This is a genomic window from Brevibacillus soli (genome assembly GCF_044759095.2).
Classification (GTDB): domain Bacteria; phylum Bacillota; class Bacilli; order Brevibacillales; family Brevibacillaceae; genus JBIYSM02.
In genome coordinates this window covers 64,082-81,184 of sequence record NZ_JBIYSM020000015.1, presented here as the reverse complement: position 1 = coordinate 81,184, position 17,103 = coordinate 64,082, and the positions used below count along the sequence as shown (strand labels likewise).

17 protein-coding genes, 2 tRNA genes and 1 pseudogene are annotated in these 17,103 nt (G+C 50.5%); 13 read left to right on the top strand and 7 right to left on the bottom strand.

Going from position 1 to position 17,103, the window contains the following annotated elements; all coding sequences use genetic code 11:
* The 3 genes from ACE99V_RS08520 to rocF all read left to right on the top strand — a co-directional run bounded on the left by ACE99V_RS08520 (position 1) and on the right by rocF (position 1,193).
* Positions 1 to 77, top strand: a tRNA-Pro gene (locus ACE99V_RS08520).
* 21 nt (positions 78 to 98) lie between these two features.
* Positions 99 to 172 (top strand) — tRNA-Gly (locus ACE99V_RS08515).
* A gap of 124 nt (positions 173 to 296) precedes the next feature.
* Positions 297 to 1,193 (top strand): arginase, encoded by an 897-nt coding sequence (rocF, locus tag ACE99V_RS08510; protein WP_400490642.1) that lies wholly within the window; start codon positions 297 to 299, stop codon positions 1,191 to 1,193.
* A 95-nt stretch (positions 1,194 to 1,288) separates the two neighbouring features.
* On the opposite strand, the gene ACE99V_RS08505 is transcribed toward rocF, so the two are convergent.
* Positions 1,289 to 1,438: an aspartyl-phosphate phosphatase Spo0E family protein gene (locus tag ACE99V_RS08505; protein WP_400490641.1), complete on the bottom strand. Its 150-nt coding sequence runs from the start codon at positions 1,436 to 1,438 to the stop codon at positions 1,289 to 1,291.
* A gap of 176 nt (positions 1,439 to 1,614) precedes the next feature.
* Here ACE99V_RS08505 and sigW point away from each other — a divergent pair, with 176 nt between their 5' ends.
* From sigW to ACE99V_RS08455, 10 genes and pseudogenes are all read left to right on the top strand, one after another.
* Positions 1,615 to 2,178: an RNA polymerase sigma factor SigW gene (gene sigW, locus ACE99V_RS08500; RefSeq protein ID WP_400490640.1), complete on the top strand. Its 564-nt coding sequence runs from the start codon at positions 1,615 to 1,617 to the stop codon at positions 2,176 to 2,178.
* Positions 2,179 to 2,196: 18 nt separating this feature from the next.
* Positions 2,197 to 2,820 (top strand): zf-HC2 domain-containing protein, encoded by a 624-nt coding sequence (locus ACE99V_RS08495; RefSeq protein ID WP_400490639.1) that lies wholly within the window; start codon positions 2,197 to 2,199, stop codon positions 2,818 to 2,820.
* A 108-nt stretch (positions 2,821 to 2,928) separates the two neighbouring features.
* Positions 2,929 to 3,747 carry a diadenylate cyclase CdaA gene (gene cdaA, locus ACE99V_RS08490; protein WP_400490638.1) on the top strand — a complete coding sequence of 273 codons (819 nt, stop codon included), beginning with the start codon at positions 2,929 to 2,931 and terminating at the stop codon, positions 3,745 to 3,747.
* On the top strand, positions 3,740 to 4,987 hold the full coding sequence (locus tag ACE99V_RS08485) for a CdaR family protein (protein ID WP_400490637.1): 1,248 nt from the start codon (positions 3,740 to 3,742) through the stop codon (positions 4,985 to 4,987). Before cdaA ends, ACE99V_RS08485 begins: the two co-directional genes overlap by 8 nt.
* A gap of 43 nt (positions 4,988 to 5,030) precedes the next feature.
* Complete coding sequence (gene glmM / locus ACE99V_RS08480; RefSeq protein WP_400490636.1) at positions 5,031 to 6,377, top strand: phosphoglucosamine mutase; 1,347 nt, start codon at positions 5,031 to 5,033, stop codon at positions 6,375 to 6,377.
* A gap of 152 nt (positions 6,378 to 6,529) precedes the next feature.
* Positions 6,530 to 6,706, top strand: a complete 177-nt coding sequence (locus tag ACE99V_RS08475) for a hypothetical protein (protein WP_400490635.1) — start codon at positions 6,530 to 6,532, stop codon at positions 6,704 to 6,706.
* A gap of 112 nt (positions 6,707 to 6,818) precedes the next feature.
* Positions 6,819 to 8,651, top strand: a complete 1,833-nt coding sequence (gene glmS / locus ACE99V_RS08470) for a glutamine--fructose-6-phosphate transaminase (isomerizing) (protein ID WP_400490634.1) — start codon at positions 6,819 to 6,821, stop codon at positions 8,649 to 8,651.
* A 307-nt stretch (positions 8,652 to 8,958) separates the two neighbouring features.
* Positions 8,959 to 9,630: an Ntn hydrolase family protein gene (locus ACE99V_RS08465; protein WP_400490633.1), complete on the top strand. Its 672-nt coding sequence runs from the start codon at positions 8,959 to 8,961 to the stop codon at positions 9,628 to 9,630.
* 121 nt (positions 9,631 to 9,751) lie between these two features.
* The gene (locus ACE99V_RS08460) at positions 9,752 to 10,813 is read left to right on the top strand and encodes a hypothetical protein (protein ID WP_400490632.1); all 1,062 of its coding nucleotides are present in this window, start codon (positions 9,752 to 9,754) and stop codon (positions 10,811 to 10,813) included.
* A 446-nt stretch (positions 10,814 to 11,259) separates the two neighbouring features.
* Positions 11,260 to 11,760, top strand: a pseudogene (locus ACE99V_RS08455) (IS21 family transposase); the annotation flags it as partial.
* A 534-nt stretch (positions 11,761 to 12,294) separates the two neighbouring features.
* Here ACE99V_RS08455 and ACE99V_RS08450 read toward each other — a convergent pair.
* The 6 genes from ACE99V_RS08450 to ACE99V_RS08425 are packed head-to-tail and all read right to left on the bottom strand — an operon-like array spanning position 12,295 to position 17,031.
* On the bottom strand, positions 12,295 to 13,470 hold the full coding sequence (locus tag ACE99V_RS08450; protein ID WP_400490631.1) for a branched-chain amino acid ABC transporter substrate-binding protein: 1,176 nt from the start codon (positions 13,468 to 13,470) through the stop codon (positions 12,295 to 12,297).
* 31 nt (positions 13,471 to 13,501) lie between these two features.
* Complete coding sequence (locus tag ACE99V_RS08445) at positions 13,502 to 14,773, bottom strand: aconitase X (RefSeq protein WP_400490630.1); 1,272 nt, start codon at positions 14,771 to 14,773, stop codon at positions 13,502 to 13,504.
* Between the two features lie 31 nt (positions 14,774 to 14,804).
* Positions 14,805 to 15,224: an aconitase X swivel domain-containing protein gene (locus tag ACE99V_RS08440; protein WP_400490629.1), complete on the bottom strand. Its 420-nt coding sequence runs from the start codon at positions 15,222 to 15,224 to the stop codon at positions 14,805 to 14,807.
* Positions 15,221 to 16,429 (bottom strand): NAD(P)/FAD-dependent oxidoreductase, encoded by a 1,209-nt coding sequence (locus tag ACE99V_RS08435; RefSeq protein WP_400490628.1) that lies wholly within the window; start codon positions 16,427 to 16,429, stop codon positions 15,221 to 15,223. Before ACE99V_RS08435 ends, ACE99V_RS08440 begins: the two co-directional genes overlap by 4 nt.
* Positions 16,426 to 16,761 carry a (2Fe-2S)-binding protein gene (locus ACE99V_RS08430; protein WP_400490627.1) on the bottom strand — a complete coding sequence of 112 codons (336 nt, stop codon included), beginning with the start codon at positions 16,759 to 16,761 and terminating at the stop codon, positions 16,426 to 16,428. Before ACE99V_RS08430 ends, ACE99V_RS08435 begins: the two co-directional genes overlap by 4 nt.
* Positions 16,762 to 17,031, bottom strand: a complete 270-nt coding sequence (locus ACE99V_RS08425; protein WP_400490626.1) for a (2Fe-2S)-binding protein — start codon at positions 17,029 to 17,031, stop codon at positions 16,762 to 16,764. It abuts the gene before it with no gap.
* Positions 17,032 to 17,103 lie beyond the last annotated feature (72 nt).

Genomic DNA, 17,103 nt, shown 5'->3' with positions numbered 1-17,103 from the left:
CGGGAAGTAGCTCAGCTTGGTAGAGTACTTGGCTTGGGACCAAGGGGTCGCAGGTTCGAATCCTGTCTTCCCGACCACCGTTTCCAAACATCTTCTGTGCGGGTGTAGTTCAATGGTAGAACCCCAGCCTTCCAAGCTGGTCGCGTGGGTTCGATTCCCATCACCCGCTCCATAATCATGCGTAAAGCGGGCAGCCGATTGGTTGCTCGTTTTTTTATACAAATTTCTGTCGAGTTGAGTCATTTCCCGTCCCGAGGCTACAATAAATACAGTGGAACCAAGGGAGGGTCAAGTTCATGAACAAAAATGTAACCATCATCGGAGTACCGCTTGATCTGGGAGCGGACCGTCGCGGTGTCGACATGGGTCCGAGTGCCATTCGTTATGCCGGTGTAGTATCTCGTCTGGAGAAAATCGGCTTTCACATTCAGGACAAGGGCGACATCTCAGTAAACCGACCCCACACGTTTATGGAAACGGACAATCACAAATACCTCGATGAGGTTGTGGACGCAAATACAAGGCTTGCCGATGCGGTCAGCAGCGTGATGGAAGAAGGGCGATTTCCGCTCGTATTGGGCGGCGATCACAGCATTGCCCTGGGTACGATTGCCGGTGTTGCCAAGCACATAAAAAACCTCGGTGTCATCTGGTTTGATGCCCATGGGGATCTGAATACAGGAGAGACCTCCCCGTCGGGGAACATCCACGGCATGCCACTGGCAGCAAGTCTGGGATATGGTCATCAGCGCCTGGTTAACATCGGCGGCTTCGCTCCCAAGCTGAAGCCGGAAAACGTGGTGATCCTTGGCGCGCGCGATTTGGACCCAGGTGAGCGTGCCTTGATCAAGGAGATCGGCGTCAAAGTATTTACCATGCACGAAATTGACAGGCTGGGTATGGCACGGGTGATGGAAGAAGCAATCCAACACGTCTCTAAAAATACAGACGGCGTACACCTGAGCCTTGACCTGGACGGGCTCGACCCGCATGATGCGCCTGGAGTGGGAACACCGGTAATTGGGGGTATCTCCTACCGCGAAGGCCACCTGGCGCTGGAAATGCTGGCCGACGCTGACATTCTCTGCTCCGCAGAGTTCGTGGAGGTAAACCCGATTCTCGATCGAGAGAACATGACAGCTCGCGTTGCCGTCGCTCTGATGAGCTCTGCGTTCGGAGACAAACTGCTGTAAAGAGCCGTGCGTGTAACGTAAAAAAGAGGGGGAAGGAAAATCCCCCTCTTTTCTGTTTTCCACATCTTTACATTTGCAGAAGAAATGGATACATTCTATGGGTGGAGATGTAATTTGTTCAAAAGGCGATCAAGCTTCTTGCTTAGTTTCACCATTTCGGGCGTGATCACGGGATGCTGTTTGTATCGCTCGTTTAATTCTTTTCGGAGCTTTTCAATTTGGAGAAGAACGCTTTCATCTCCCATTGGTTCCACTCTCCTTACCATCCTGTTTATATGGATCTACCACTATTATTATATAAAGAAACTGGGTCATTATTCCTTCTTTTGTAAATGAAAAAGGCTGCGAAAATAAGGTGAAAAACGAAACCAAATGCAGTATCGTCCGTATATAAGGATTACGGTGCTGCGAGGAGGATCGCATGGAATTTGTAGAAAAACGGTTAACGGAGCGAGCAAAGCGCGGAGATCGCGAAGCGTTTGCCGAGTTAATAGAGATATACAAGGATAAAATATTCCAACTGGCCTATCGAATGGTGGGAAACCGACAGGATGCCGAGGACATTGCCCAGGAGACGTTCTTGCGAGTATATGCCAACCTGCACAGCTACGATGACAGCTACAAGTTCTCCACCTGGATTTACCGGATTGCCACCAATTTGTGCATCGACCGGGGCAGAAAAAAACGACCGGATTTTTCCCTGGACGAAGAGATAGAGTCAGGGCAGGGGATGGACTGGTATTCGCGCCTTTCCTCTAACGACAAAACACCGGAAGAAAAACTGGTGACGCAGGAGCTGCAGGAAACCGTACAGGATGCCATCTCACATTTGGCGCCGAAATATCGTTCCATTATGATTCTGCGCTACATTGAGGATTTGTCTCTGCAAGAGATCAGCGATGTGCTGAAACTCCCTGTAACCACGATTAAAACGAGGATTCATCGCGGTCGCGAAGCGTTGCGAAGCAGGTTGCGATTTATGTAAAGAAAGGAGAGAGTTACGATGGAATGCAGAGAATCGATTGTCCTCATCCACGAGTTTTTGGACGGTGACCTAGACGAGCTTTCCAACCAGCGGCTGCAAGAGCATCTGAAAGTGTGCGCGTCCTGTCGTCGGCACCTGCATGAGCTGCAGCGTGCCATCGCCTTCGTCCAAAGTGCGTCCCACATTCACGTTTCCCCTGACTTTACGATACGCGTTCTGGCGCAATTGCCAGCGCCTACAAAAGCGAATCGGTTTTCAAACTGGCTGCGGAATCACCCGTTTTTGACCGCAGCGGCAGTCTTTATGTTTCTGATGACAGGAAGCCTGTTTGCTTCCTGGTTTGAACGGGACGACATGCTGCAGGTGTCCTCGTCAAGCATGGATAAGCTGAAAATCGATCACGATCGGAACGTGGTCGTTGTTCCAGCAGGGACAACCATAATCGGGGATTTGATCGTCCGCAACGGCAATGTTGAAGTCCAGGGCGAGGTAAAAGGGAATGTGGTGGCTATCGAGGGAAAAGTGTTTCTCGCCTCGACAGCTCAGGTCGCCGGAAGCGCTGAATCAATCGAAGCCATTTTCGATTGGATCTGGTATGAAGTGAAAAATATTGGAAATGACTTGCTTCCCGTTGGCCCTTAAGCGAAAATAGAAGGTATAGCTGTTTTGCAGCACGGCACGTGAAGCCGTGCTTTTTCCACAGGAACAAAATGGATTGCATCAATGAAGCGAGATATTGGAGGCTTCGTTATGGTTTCGTTGGACTATGGGGATTTGCTGCGTTACGTGATCGACATCCTGCTCGTCACGTACTTGATTTATAAATTAATATTGCTGATACGCGGTACACGGGCGGTACAGCTGTTGAAAGGGATTATGGTGATTGTGGTCACCTGGCTTTTGAGCAAGTACTTCCAGCTGACAACCCTCCATTGGTTGATGTCGCAGGCGTTTACGTTTGGGGTGCTGGCCCTTGTGATTATTTTTCAACCAGAACTGCGCCGCGCTCTGGAGCAGTTGGGACGAGGCAGGCTGTTCTCCCGTTCCCACAGCATTCAGGATGAAGAGACGGTGCGTCGAATTGTTCATGAAGTAACCAAGTCCATTACCTACATGGCGAAGCGCCGCATTGGGGCCTTGATCGTCATTGAACGGGACACGGGATTAAACGATTACGTGGAGACGGGCATCGCCATCAATGGTCGTGTAAGCTCGGAGCTGTTGATCAACATCTTCATTCCGAATACGCCGCTCCACGACGGTGCCGTTATCATGCGCAAAGACGTCATTCTGGCGGCGGGCTGTTATCTGCCGCTCTCTGAAAATACGTCGATTTCAAAAGAATTGGGTACTCGCCACCGTGCTGCCATTGGGATGAGCGAGGTTTCGGACGGCTTGTCCATTGTGGTATCGGAGGAAACCGGCCAAGTGTCCTTTGCCGCGAACGGGGAAGTCACCCGTAATCTGACGGAGGAACAGTTGGCGGAAATTTTGACAGAGCAGCTGCATCCTACGACAAAGAGCAAATCCATGGGAAGTCGTTGGCAATGGAGGCGAAAACATGGATAGATGGTTGAACAGTCATTGGTTTGCGAGAGCCATTGCGCTGATGCTGGCCATGATGATGTGGATGATCGTGAACCTGGAGGCCGAACCGACGCCGCCTACAGACACGAGTCAGCCGGTCTTTATCGACGGCGTCAACCTGCACGTCTGGTATGACACGGACCGCTACCAGGTTGTGAAACAGCCTCGTACGGTTAAGGTGGCTTTGGAGAGCACCAATCCGTTCTATCGGCACAATTTTGTTCCGCCGGAGTCGTATGAGGTATACGTCGATGTGCGTCACCTGGGCAAAGGTACTCACCGTGTCCCGGTGCAGTACAAAGGATTCCCCGAAGAGGCGCGCGTAGGCATCATTCCCAATATCGTGGAAGTCACACTGGAAGAAAAGAAAACGGTAGAGCGGGAGGTTACCGTGGAAATGCTGGGTCAGGTCGCTCCTGGCTACACGCCCGGAGAGCCGATCGTCAAGCCGTTCCGCGTGCTCGTGCGGGTACCGGAGAGCCAGGTGGACAACGTGGCGGTGGTCAAAGCGTCGGTCGACCTGGAGGAGGCAACTTCTCCGATTAAGAAAACCGTGCCTCTGAAAGTGGTGGACAAGGCCGGGAACGTCATACAGGGCGCAGAAGTCATTCCGCTTACAGTCGAAGTAAACGTACCTGTGACCAGTCCGTTTGTCCAAGTGCCGATTAAATTAAACTTGACGAATGAAATGCCGGATGGCTATAGTTTGGCTAGTGTGGATATGAATGTGAAAGAGGTGACGGTGTACGGACCTAAGGAAGTGATTGATGCGTTAAAATCGGGGACCTATCCTGGGCCGGAGATTGACCTCAGCAACCTTACATCGGATCGCCTCTTGGAGCTAAAGATACCTGTAATGGAGAATATCGTGAAGGTCGACCCCGAGTATTTGAAGGTGTCGCTGAAAGTGGTTCCTTCCTCGACCAAACGTTTGGAGAATATCCCAATCCGCATCAGCGGGTTGTCCGAAGAATCGCAAGCCAAGGTATTGTCAGCCGACGGGCAGGAAATCTCGACCGTGGACGTCGAGGTTGTCGGGGCGCCGGACATTTTGCAAAAACTGTCGGCAGAAGACGTACAGGTAGTGGCGGACGTAAGCAACCTGCCTGCAGGTGTGCATGTCATCAGTCTGAACTACATTTATAACCAACCTGACTACGTGAAGACGGCTGCGACGGCGCCGACACGTGTGACAGTGGAAATCACGAACAAACAAAGGTAGGCATATGCTACGTTGTGCATAAGGAAAGAAATGAGGGACAAGAATGGGGAAGTATTTCGGAACAGATGGTGTACGTGGTGTTGCTAACTCACAATTGACGCCGGAGCTCGCCTTTAAGATCGGGCGGGTAGGCGGCTACGTACTAACCAGACACAAGCAGGAAGGCAAGCCGAAGGTAGTCATCGGTCGAGATACCCGGATTTCTGGTCAGTTGCTGGAAAGCGCCCTGCTGTCAGGTCTGCTGTCCGTAGGAGCGGAAGTGGTGAGACTGGGCGTGATTTCGACATCGGGTGTAGCGTATTTGACACGCGCGCTGGGGGCGGACGCCGGCGTCATGATTTCGGCGTCCCACAACCCTTTCCCGGACAACGGTATCAAGTTTTTCGGCAGCAACGGCTTTAAGTTGTCAGATGAGGTGGAAGCGGAGATTGAGCAATACCTCGATGCAGCGGAGGATACGCTGCCACGCCCGACGGGAGAGCAGATCGGAACCGTGCTGGACTTCCTGGAGGGTGGTCAGAAGTACCTTTCCCACTTGAAAAATACGGTGTCGGAACGGTTTGAGGGCATGAAGGTCGTTCTGGATTGCGCCAATGGCGCCGTTTCTTCTCTGGCCGCCCGCCTGTTCGCCGATGTGGAGGCAGAGGTGATCACCATCGGGGCAAACCCGAACGGTGTCAATATCAACGAACAGTGCGGCTCTACCCATCCTGAGAAGCTGCAGGAGGAAGTGCTGAAGCACAAGGCGGACCTGGGATTATCCTTTGACGGCGATGCGGATCGCTGCATTGCGGTGGACGAAAAAGGGGAGATCGTCGACGGTGACTACATCATGGCGATCTGCGCACGCGCGCTGAAAGCGAAGGGCAAACTGAACAACAACACCGTAGTGACAACCGTCATGGCCAATATGGGCTTTTTCAAGGCGATGGAAGAGGCAGCGATCAATACGACCAAGACAGCAGTAGGGGATCGCTACGTAGTGGAAGAGATGATTCGCGGCGGCTACAATCTGGGTGGCGAGCAGTCCGGACACATTATCTTCCTTGACTACAACACCACTGGAGATGGTCTGCTTACAGGTCTGCAGCTGTTAAACATCGTGAAGGAGTCGGGTAAACCGCTCTCCGAGTTGAAGCAGATCATGACCAAGTATCCGCAGATTTTGGTAAACGTACGCGTCGAGGACAAAACCAAGCTGTCCGGCAATGCAGCCATCGAGCAAAGTATCAAGGAAGTGGAAGAGGAGCTTGCGGGCAATGGCCGCGTGCTCGTTCGTCCGTCCGGAACAGAGCCGATCGTGCGCGTGATGGCGGAAGGGCCGGATGAAGCCCAGCTGCAGCAGTTGGTTGAGCGAATCGCCGACGTCGTCAAACGCGAACTGGTCTAAATACACGCAGGGGAGTGGTACAAAGCCGCTCCCTCTTGCATACTTGTAAAAGACAAAGAAAAGATTGTTGCGTTTGCAAAGCTGTGGTAAAGTTATTGATGTTGCACGAAAGCTGGTTGCTTGAAAGGGGGAATCGGGAAAAGGAGAAAACGATGAAGGGATCAAAGAGACGTGAAAAGCGCCAGCACTGCGGCTGCCCGACATGGAGCGCAGTGGACGAGGTGGAGGTTTATCGAAGAGTTCGGCGGATGCCTCCCGGCAGAGTATCACTGCCGCAGAACGCAGGAACAAAACAGCGAGGCGACTCGCTGCACAATACCTGCGTATGATACAGGAAGCCATAGGATTGAATGGAAAACCAGATGGAATGGCGGGGACACACCCCGTACCATGACAATGCAGGGTTGTGTCTCCGTCAATACGAGAGGGGACAACATACACATGTGCGGAATTGTAGGATACATTGGAAATAGAAATGCGCAAGAAATCATCATCGGCGGGTTGAGCAAACTGGAGTATCGCGGATATGATTCGGCAGGGATTGCCGTTTTGACCGATCAGGGTCTGTCCGTTGCGAAGGCAAAAGGCCGTTTGGCTGTACTGGAAGAGCGCCTGGAAAAACAACCGCTGCACGGTAATGCGGGGATCGGTCACACACGTTGGGCGACGCACGGAAAACCATCCGACGAAAACGCTCACCCGCATACAGACGAATCCGGCAAATTTGTCGTCATTCACAACGGGATCATTGAGAACTTCCTGTCCATCAAGGAAGAGCTTTTGGCAAAAGGATACAAGTTCCAATCGGAAACAGATACGGAAGTCATCGCGCACCTCTTGGCAGATCTGTATGAGGGCGACATTGTGACAACCGTGCGCAAAGCAGTTCAACGGATGAGAGGCGCGTACGCTCTGGGCATCATGACGGAGCACGAGCCGGATAAGCTGGTAGCCGTACGTCTGGCCAGCCCGCTGGTTGTGGGTGCCGGCGAGGGTGAATGCTTCATTGGGTCCGATATCCCGGCGATGCTGGAGCATACCCGCGACGTTTACATCCTCAACGAAGGGGAGATGGCCGTTCTCACCCGCGACGGTGTAGAACTGCTGGAGGCGGAGTCCGGTGCCAAGATTGAGCGTGAGCTGTTCCACGTCGATTGGGATTTGGTGCAGGCAGAAAAAGGCGGTTACGATTCGTTCATGCTCAAGGAAATCTATGAGCAGCCGCAAGCGGTTCGCGACACCATGGGTTCTCGTATCGACACAGACAACAAACGCGTTCAGCTGCCTGAACTGAAAATGAGCGATGCACAGCTCGCTGCGTACGACCGCATCTACATCGTGGCGTGCGGAACCTCCATGCATGCGGGCCTGGTAGGAAAGGATGTCATCGAGAAGATCACCCGCGTACCGGTAGAAGTGGCGGTTGCTTCTGAATTCCGCTATCGCGACCCGATCTATACCGACAAAACGTTGATGATCGTGATCAGCCAGTCCGGTGAGACGGCCGACACGCTGGCAGCGCTCCGTGAAGCCAAGAAGAGCAACGTCACGGTGCTCGCCATCACCAACGTCGTCGGCAGCTCCGTTGCCCGTGAAGCGGATGAAGTGATCTTTACCTGGGCGGGACCCGAGATCGCAGTCGCATCCACCAAGGCATACACCAGCCAGGTGGTGGCCCTCTATCTGTTTGCCCTTTACTTTGCTCAGGTTAAGGGCACACAAACAGCTGAACAGATCGCGGAGATCGTAGAGCAGCTTCAGGAGCTTCCTGCGAAAATTACCGCCATCCTCGGCAACGTTGACCGCATCCGTGACTTTGCCAACAGCATCAAGGAAGTGACCAGCCTCTTCTTTATCGGCCGCAGCCTGGATTATGCCGTTTCTCTCGAAGGTTCCCTGAAGCTGAAGGAGATCTCCTACATCCACTCCGAAGCCTATGCAGCCGGTGAGCTGAAGCACGGTACACTCGCCCTGATCGAAGACAACGTGCCGGTGATCGCGCTGGCGACCCAGCCGGACATTTACGAAAAAATGGTCAGCAACATCGTGGAAGTAAAAGCCCGCGGCGCTCGCGTCCTCGGCTTCGCCCTGGAAGGCAACGATGATCTGGCCAAAACGGTGGACGAAGTGATTCACGTCCCGGCAACCATTCCATTCCTCACACCGGTCTTGACCGTCATTCCATTGCAACTGCTCGCCTACTACGCCTCCGTGGCCCGCGGCCTCGACGTCGACAAGCCGCGCAACCTCGCGAAGAGCGTGACGGTGGAGTAAGGAGTAATAGACTAGAAATAAAGCTTGTAGAGTAATAAAAAAGTTGTTAAGTAAATAATAAAGATATTTAATTTATAATAAAGTCGTTTTTAACGAACATCATGGAAAATCATTTATGACTAGCCATGATGTTCTTTTTTTTACGTATAGCGTCCAAATATAATAAAGATGTAGTCCGACATTCAGTTATGAACTAAAGGCAGAATAGTTTAAGTGTGTGATTTCTGAAAATACAGGTAAATTTCCCGAATGTTATGGTAAAATATTTAATCTAGGGAATATGCGATTGTTATGGAGGAAAAAATCAATGACAATGATAGTCGCTTATACATGGCAAGACAAAATCATTATGATAGCAGATAGTAGGTCATCAGCTAAAAATGATGAAGGAAAAATGGTGGATTATAGTGACGAAGGGGATAAAATCATTCCTGTACAGAACAAAATCGCTATAGGTCATGCTGGATTGCGAAAAGCCTATCAAGGTGAAGGACGTTATTTTGACTTAAATAAAATAACAGAGTATTTTCTCGAAGTAAATCGACCTAATATATCCAAGGCTACAGGCAAACAATTATTAACAGGACTTGTGGAGATGTGGAACCGAACATTAAGTGAAAAGCTGGGGCGTAACCCTTTTAGCTTAGACAATCGCTTCTCCTTTTTACTTGCGAATTTTGAGGAAAACGAAGGTGGGGAATTAAAGCCAAAAATCCATGCATATGAATCGCACTTTAATGAGTTTAATTGGGGTGGGAGGAAGGCAGTCATAGGTGATGACGAGGTATATCCGATCATTATGCCATATTATGAAACAAATACAGATGATTGGACCTTTCAGGACGCATTAGATTATTATCAAAAAGGATTTGCGGAAGTCATGGATAAAGTTGAGACTGTCGGAGGTCCAATTGATATCTACGTATTGGAAACAAATCCTGCTCATTCCCATTGGTTGAAACATAAAACTAATAATTAGACACTTGGCAGCCTTTTTCGTTTAAAGTCTATTAATATTGGCTAAACGTGTAGGATAGTTACAAGATTTGTACATATTGGTCTGAGTTAGATAAAGAAAAATAAAAGTTTGAGGTGAATTGATGAAAGTCAGTTTTGATATGTATTTACCTTTTAAATTACCCATCAAAGATGGTATTAAGTCGATTCATGCATATCCAAATGCAGAATTCATGTTGACGTACCAATCCTATAAAAGAGGATCTGTAATTGATCATAAATATTTATTGGATGAGATTGATTGCACGGTTGTAAAAATTGACTACATGCCTCACGAATCCATAACGAAAGGGCTTCAAAAGGATGAGCTTCTGAGATTAACTGTTGTAGACAGCATTGATTTCTTGAACCTTTTTTTTGACGCATTACGGATCAATCATGGTCTTAGCCATGTTCGTAACATTACTATTGCGGATCTACCTGTCACGTTCTCAATAGTTATCAATGATGAAGAAGCTTTTGAGTATCTTTCTCGTCCTCATGATGTCATTACCCCTTCATCGCAGCTATCTCTTGAAGATCTTTCAAAGGTTGGTAGTTCACTGCAAATGTGGGATGCTTACCCTGAGGTGTTTCTTTTTGAGAAATTTTTTGCAACTGCTAAGAGTCACCTCCATAGAGAGCAAATGATTGAAGCAATTATTGACCTGCAAACCTCTTTCGAGATTTTTATCCGCAACACTCACAAGTTACTTCTCCTTCACAAAAATGCAAGTGAGGAAGAAATTTATAGGGCTCAATCCATTCCGTTCAGAAACGTAGTGGAAGATCATATCGGGAGAATGTTGGAGGCAAATTTAAAGTTCAACGAAACTACTGGACCAATATCTGTTTGGTATGAAAAGCTATATAAGGTTAGAAATGAGATTGTTCATAGTGGAAGGGTGCACATCTCAGGAAATGAAGCTTATGATGCGTTTGATGCTTATGTTAATGCGAGAAACTATATAGCCGATTTACTTCTGGATGCCGGGCTTATGAATTCAAACCATAAGGTTGACCTTAGTATTTTCCCAAAAAATATCAAAGGATCAATTGATCCACAACCCATTTTGGAGAAATTGAAACAACAAGGGATGATACCAAAGGATCTACAATTTTATAATTCGGCGGTAGATTCTGACACGAATAGGGTCAGTGATTAGAGGAATTCAATCTGTTTACATAAACTAGAATTATCTTTATTTTATTAAACTAATGAGTTTGTTAGTGGAACAGTCATCGGTAGTCTAGGACTTTATATTCGAGTCCTGATCTACCGTTTTTTTCATTTGATGAACCATCCATTTTTTTTCGAATGCTGCTGTTTTTTCACTTTTGGCAATATCAAATGGTAGACCACAAATAAAAAAGTCGTTTAATAAGCGTGCACTTTGGAGTAAACTATTACCAAATACTCTAAGTTGCACGTTTTTTCATTATTTGAAGAAGAGATATTGGGATGGCTAAACGAAGCAACGGCTGGACGGAAGATAAAATCGCTCGTTATGAGAAAGATGTCACCGCCGGGATATAATTGACCCAGGTTCGCCGGAAAGAAAATGACCCACCCTTAGCGAATATATCCCCTTCGGTATTAACGGCCAAGTTAATGATCGGAGGGAGACAGCTAAGGAGTGGGATAGTGATATCGTTACATACCATGAGGGCAGAAGGCAAGAGCATTCGTGAAATCGCTCGTCAAACCGGGCATTCTCGAAATACTGTTCGTCGGCGGGGGGAATTCAGCCTCGAAAAGGAAACACGGAAATCTCGTGGTTCCAAGCTTGATCCATTCAAACCGTTCCTGCAGGAACGGCTTCAAGAAGGTATCTATAACTGCGAGGTTTTATTCGAGCTTATACGAGAAGAGGGATACACCGGAGGGCGTACCATCCTGAAAGACTATGTGAAGGACTTCCGTCCTCCCAAACAAGTTCCCGCTGTTCTTCGTTACGAGACGAAACTTGGTGAATACGCCCAGGTTGACTGGGGACTGTGTGATTATGTAGATCTGGACGGTACGGTCCGAAAAGTGCCGGTATTTGTCATGGTATTGGGGTACTCTCGTACCACCTATATTGATTTTACCATAGGGTTACGCACCTTTCTGTTTGGGATGGTAAGCTTTAGCAACTTCCATTTTACCAAACGAGAAAGGTGTTTTTCTGTCAAGAACGAGACTTTTCGAGAGGAAATCCTAGCCCCATCAAGGCTTAGCACAGATTTTCAAGGTGCGAAAGTTGAGTTAAATATTTATTCCAATTTCCTTTTTGTGTAGAAACTTTACCCCTAAACCTTAGAGCATGTCATGGAGTGCTAATTGGTCTTGTTTTTTTACCTATGTTGTTTTTGATTCCTGGTATAAGCATTTGGTTACTTATAAAAATTGCATTAGGTGTTAATTAACAATAAAAATGTTAAAAAACACCTGTTTGCTCGTCAATTTTATTCAATTCCATCAATTATTGAGCGAATGGTTATGATAGTGATGAAACCAGATTTACTTATAAAGATGCTTTGATTCGCTATTGGGTCTGGATGGCTGGTGTGGCTTTACTTGGCATTGGGTATTATGGGATCGCTTGGCAAAAGAAAAATCGCCGGGGCAAAAATGACCCCCCGGCGATGTTGGATCAAAAGATCGTTATTTCGTTGCCTCGCCGATAAATTCTGCCTTGTCCTTCTTGTGTTGATAGATGTATACATTTGAGTATTTGTTATCGCCCTTTTCGTCAAAGGAAACCTTCACAAAGAGGCCGTTGAAGTCAGTTGTTGCGCGAATGGCGTTCATCACTTGCTCGCGAGTGGGTTTTTTGTTTCCGTTTTCCTTGATCGCTTTTTCAATTCCATTCAACACAACTAGTGCAGCATCATAGGCGAACGGGGAGAAGGCGCCGGGTTCTTTGTTAAAGGCGGCACGATATCTCTCCATCCACTTTTTGCCCTCTTCCTTGGAGCGGATGTCGCTTACCACTGTGGCGTAAACGATTCCTTCCGCAGCGTCGCCTGCGATTTTGTAGATGTCCGCTGACTCCATCCCCTCGCCGCCCATGAATTTGCCGGAGTATCCTTTTTCTTTTAATTGCTTGGCAATAATCCCGCCTTCCGGGTAGTTGCCGCCGAAGAAAACGAGGTCAGGTTTTTTCGCCATAATCTGGTTGACAACCGCGCTGTAATCTTTTTCGCCTCTCGTGACCCCTTCCAGACCCAGTTCGGTTACGCCGAGGCCTGCAAACGCTTTGCTCACTTCGTCGGCCAACCCTTGTCCATAGGCAGTTTTGTCATGGACAATGTAAACGGAGGCAACGCCCATTTTTTCCTTCGCGTATTTGGCTGCAGCGGGAGCGATCTGGTCGTTGCGTGCGACCAGTCGATTCACGGTTTTCTTGCCATCCTCCGTCAGCTGTACGCCCGTGTTTGCAGGGGAGACCATGGCAAGTTTTCCTTCTTCGTATTTGACCGAAGAGGGAATAGCCACACCGGTATTATAGTGGCCGACTACGGCTAATACATCTTGATTGGAAATCAGCATTTCCGCGTTGGATACGCCGATTTTGGGGTCAGCCTGGTCGTCCTGCGGGAACAGGGAAATGTCAAAGCCGAGCTTTTTGAAATCCTCGGCGCGATCCTGAACAGCCAATTGAGCACCAAGCTTGATGGCTTCTCCTTCGAGTGATTCCGGACCGGACAAAGGACTTTGCGTAGCGATCTTGATCACGTTGGATCCGCCGGCAGATGAACCGGAGCCACAGCCTGCCACCAGAGAACCCAGCAAAGATATGGAAAGCAAGAAACTGATTTTTCCGAGTTTTTTCCTCATACGTACAAAGCCCCCTCGTGGAAAATAGTGGTTATTTTCTGTTTGCAAGCCATGTTGGCAAGGTAATGACGGGTTTTCCTTCTACCGCTGAGCGTACACAATCAGCCATGCTGCCAAAGTAGACACCCCGGTCCAGCATTCCGGGTCCATAGTGAGCAAATTTCCCCGAATTGGTCATAATCGTTCGTGATTGATCGGGGACGATCGGTGATATCATGCACAGGCAGCTGTCCGTTACAAAACGTGCCCCAAAGTTTTCAAGCGTGGACAATATCCCTGCGTTTTTTGCGGCTTCATAAACAAATTGACTTGTGGTAATGAGAAATCCGACCTGGGGATGACACCGTTTTCCCTCGGTCAGCTCAGCCAATTGAAAACATTCGGCCAACGAGAAATGAGGACTGCCCATCAAGACAAGATCAAGCGTTTGTTCATGCGCAGTAGACAGGTTTTTCCAAGCGGCGGCCAGTTCATCCCGGATGATGTGCCAGCGATCAGGTGGAGCATTGCAGCCGAATGCCTCTTCCATGGTAGATGCCTCAGGCGTTACTCCGATGATATGGAACATGGCGACGGCTCCGCCGGTCGCGAGTGCTGCACCGAAGGCTTTTAAATCATCCGCTCCGGGCTTATCCGAAAGTCCGTGAATGACCGGAACGCCATTTCCTATGCGATTGCCAACCAGATAACCAAGGACTGGATAAAACGTGGAATCAAGCGGACCAAGATCAGGCAACTCAATCAGTACCGTACCCAATCGTGCCTTGTCCAGATGATAGCCGGCTAATGGAACCCTTCCCGTCAGCGCTGCACAAATATCCATGAGATCCCCATACCGGTTTGTGCGGGCACCAATCACGCTGTTGGCATACACAATCGCATTGGATTCGGCCCAGGCGATATGTTCGCCGAAAACGGGCGGGTCAGGCAGCTGATAGGGAGCGCAAGTGAAGGTTGGCTTGGCACCCATGCGTTCGTAAGCTGACGCAAGACGATCTGCCATCGATGCAAACTGGGGATCAACTCCTTGCTCCCGCCACCTCCTGCGGTCAATCGAAATCGCATTCATCGTTGTCGGAACGGCCACACGACCGCCTTGTTCAGCCAGGGCTTCCGCAAATGTGAGGCTTGCTTCGCCTGTATAAATGCAGCCGTCAATATGCGCTTGTTTTATGTCGATCAACCTTGGGGCTCCCTGCAGCTCGGCCATCCGCAGCAGGATGCGCATGGCCGTCTGTCGTGCTTTTCCCTCACCGCCTTCCAGGATGCGCTTGTCGCGCTCGGACAACTCTACATTGCTCATGTTCACACCCCCACTCAGACGGGAACAGACATTACTGCAAGATCACGGTTCCGTCTTCTTCTATACAGGCATAGTTCGCTTGAAGAGCCCTCTGAAAGCTGTCCGGATCGAGCACAATCACCGGTAGACGCTTTGAAAATATTTCGTCGGCCACGATTGCCCCCAGTGCAAGTATTTCGTCCACTTCCGAGAGTAAAATGGCGCTCGGAGCATGTTTGGTCATGATCGCTTCCAGCAAGACCCCGCTTGCAGTGCTGGACCCGCGGCCATAAGGCATGACGAAAACGCGACCGGCAACACTTTGGCCGCTTAGCGGGTGGTGACGATCGACAATCGTGCCTGTGCGGGGATCGAGACCGCCCCAAAAACTTAATGGTACGGTGGTTGCCAATACGGGACCCGATCCTTGTCCCGGGACAACCACTCGTTTCGGAAATGCCCAATGTTTCATGACATCCCCCCTGCCGATGCTGCCATCCGGGCAACAGCAGCCCGGCCCTCCGCGATGTCAGGATGAAACAGGATCGTCGCCTGCAGCCGCAAACGCTTCACGCGGCTGATGGCTTGCGCCAGCATCCCTTCATCCGACAAGGCTCCCCGTGCAAGCGCCATGGACAGACCGGCAACAGTGCCTTGTGCCATCGCCACTTTGGCGCATTCGATTCCGGTGATGTTGCCAGCCACATACAGACCCGATAGCGGTGTTTGCATCCGCTCGTTGTGAAGCGGAACATGTCCGCCCAGGGAAGGCACATAGACAAGCGGACAACCGGCCACCGCCGCCAGTTCAACAAGCGGGCTCAAGCCGCCAGCGATGCAGACAAAATCGGCGGGGATGACCTGTTCGGTGCCAGCAACCAACTCGCCGTCCGGGGTAATCCGTGCAATGCGGACCCCTTCCGCCTGATCCGTTCCCACGATTTCCAGAGCCGCGGTTCGCAGCTGGATCGGAATGTCCCACATGGCGAAGCCGCGAGATGGATAGAGGGTGACGCCCAGTCGCTGCATCCAGGCCGATTTCATCAAGCGGCTGCCCAGCCGGATCAATGGAGAGGGCGCCAGGTGGGCAAAGCGAAGGAGAGAGCTCATGACTGCCGCCGGATCGCCTGCGTCGCCTGTGACGGGGGAGACGGCGGGCAGTACCATTCGATCGACATGAATTCCGGCCAACTGCAGCTCACGGGCGATGGCCAGCGAGAGGATGTTCACGCCAATAACCACGCCGCGTTCGCCTGCCCGGACTCGCTGCACGTTGGTCATCACCTGGGCCGCACCGATGGACATGACTCCCGGCAAGGTCCAGCCCGGTACGGGGACGGGTTTCTCCGATGCGCCGGTTGCAATCAGAAGCAGAGGAGCCTCCATATCGCCTTCTGTCGTCGAGACACACCAACCGGCTTCGGTCCGGGTGACGTTGTACACGGAGACACCGCAGCGAACCTCAACGCCCAAAGATTGCGCCTCAACCGACAGGCGGGCCGCTTCGTTCAGTCCGTTCCACCAGGTGCCGTCCGGTTCCTGATGAAGCTGTCCCAGCAAGCGTCCGCCCGGGCGGTAAAATTCGTCCACCACACGTACCGTCAGGTTTTGGCGGGCACAGGCGATGGCGGCCGCCAGACCAGCTGGCCCGGCACCGATAATCAGCACGTCGATCATGCCGGATGCCCTCCCTTTTTTAGCGGTGTGGGCAGGACACTGCCCGACACAACATCCATCCCTTCTTCCACCGGTGTCATGCAAGCGCGGACAGATGGCTTTCCGTTTACGGTCACCCGGCACTCATAGCAGTGGCCGATGTTGCAGTAGATTCCCCGGGGCGTGCCCGTTTCTTCATGCAGCCGCAGCGCGCGGATGCCGCTTGCCAATAGGGCGGCGGCGATCGTTTCGCCTTCGAGGGCCGAATACGTCTTTCCATTGAAGGAAAAGAGAAGCGATTTTCTTTCGCCCAATCCACCCAGGACAGGATGCTGCCAAATTCGTTCGTTCATTTACAGTCGACCTCCGAGCATGTGAAACGAAATGGGACGAACGGGCGGCTGATAGCCAAGCGGAACGGTATGAGTCGGTGTTTGGCCGGTGACTTGTTCGATGACCAAGTCCACCAGCGAGCGGCAGGTGCGGCCCCCGCAGCAGCCCATTCCCGCCCGGGTCCGCAGCTTTAATTCCCGTGCCGTGCATCGGTACATCGAAGCTGTCTTTACCAAATCGTCCAGCGAGACTTCCTCACATCGGCAGACGATCAGTCGGTGTGGATCCATGATGAAGTCCTCCTTTCTTCTTGCCCGCGAGATAACTGCAAGTATCGTGCCGTTGCGCGGCGATAATTCAAC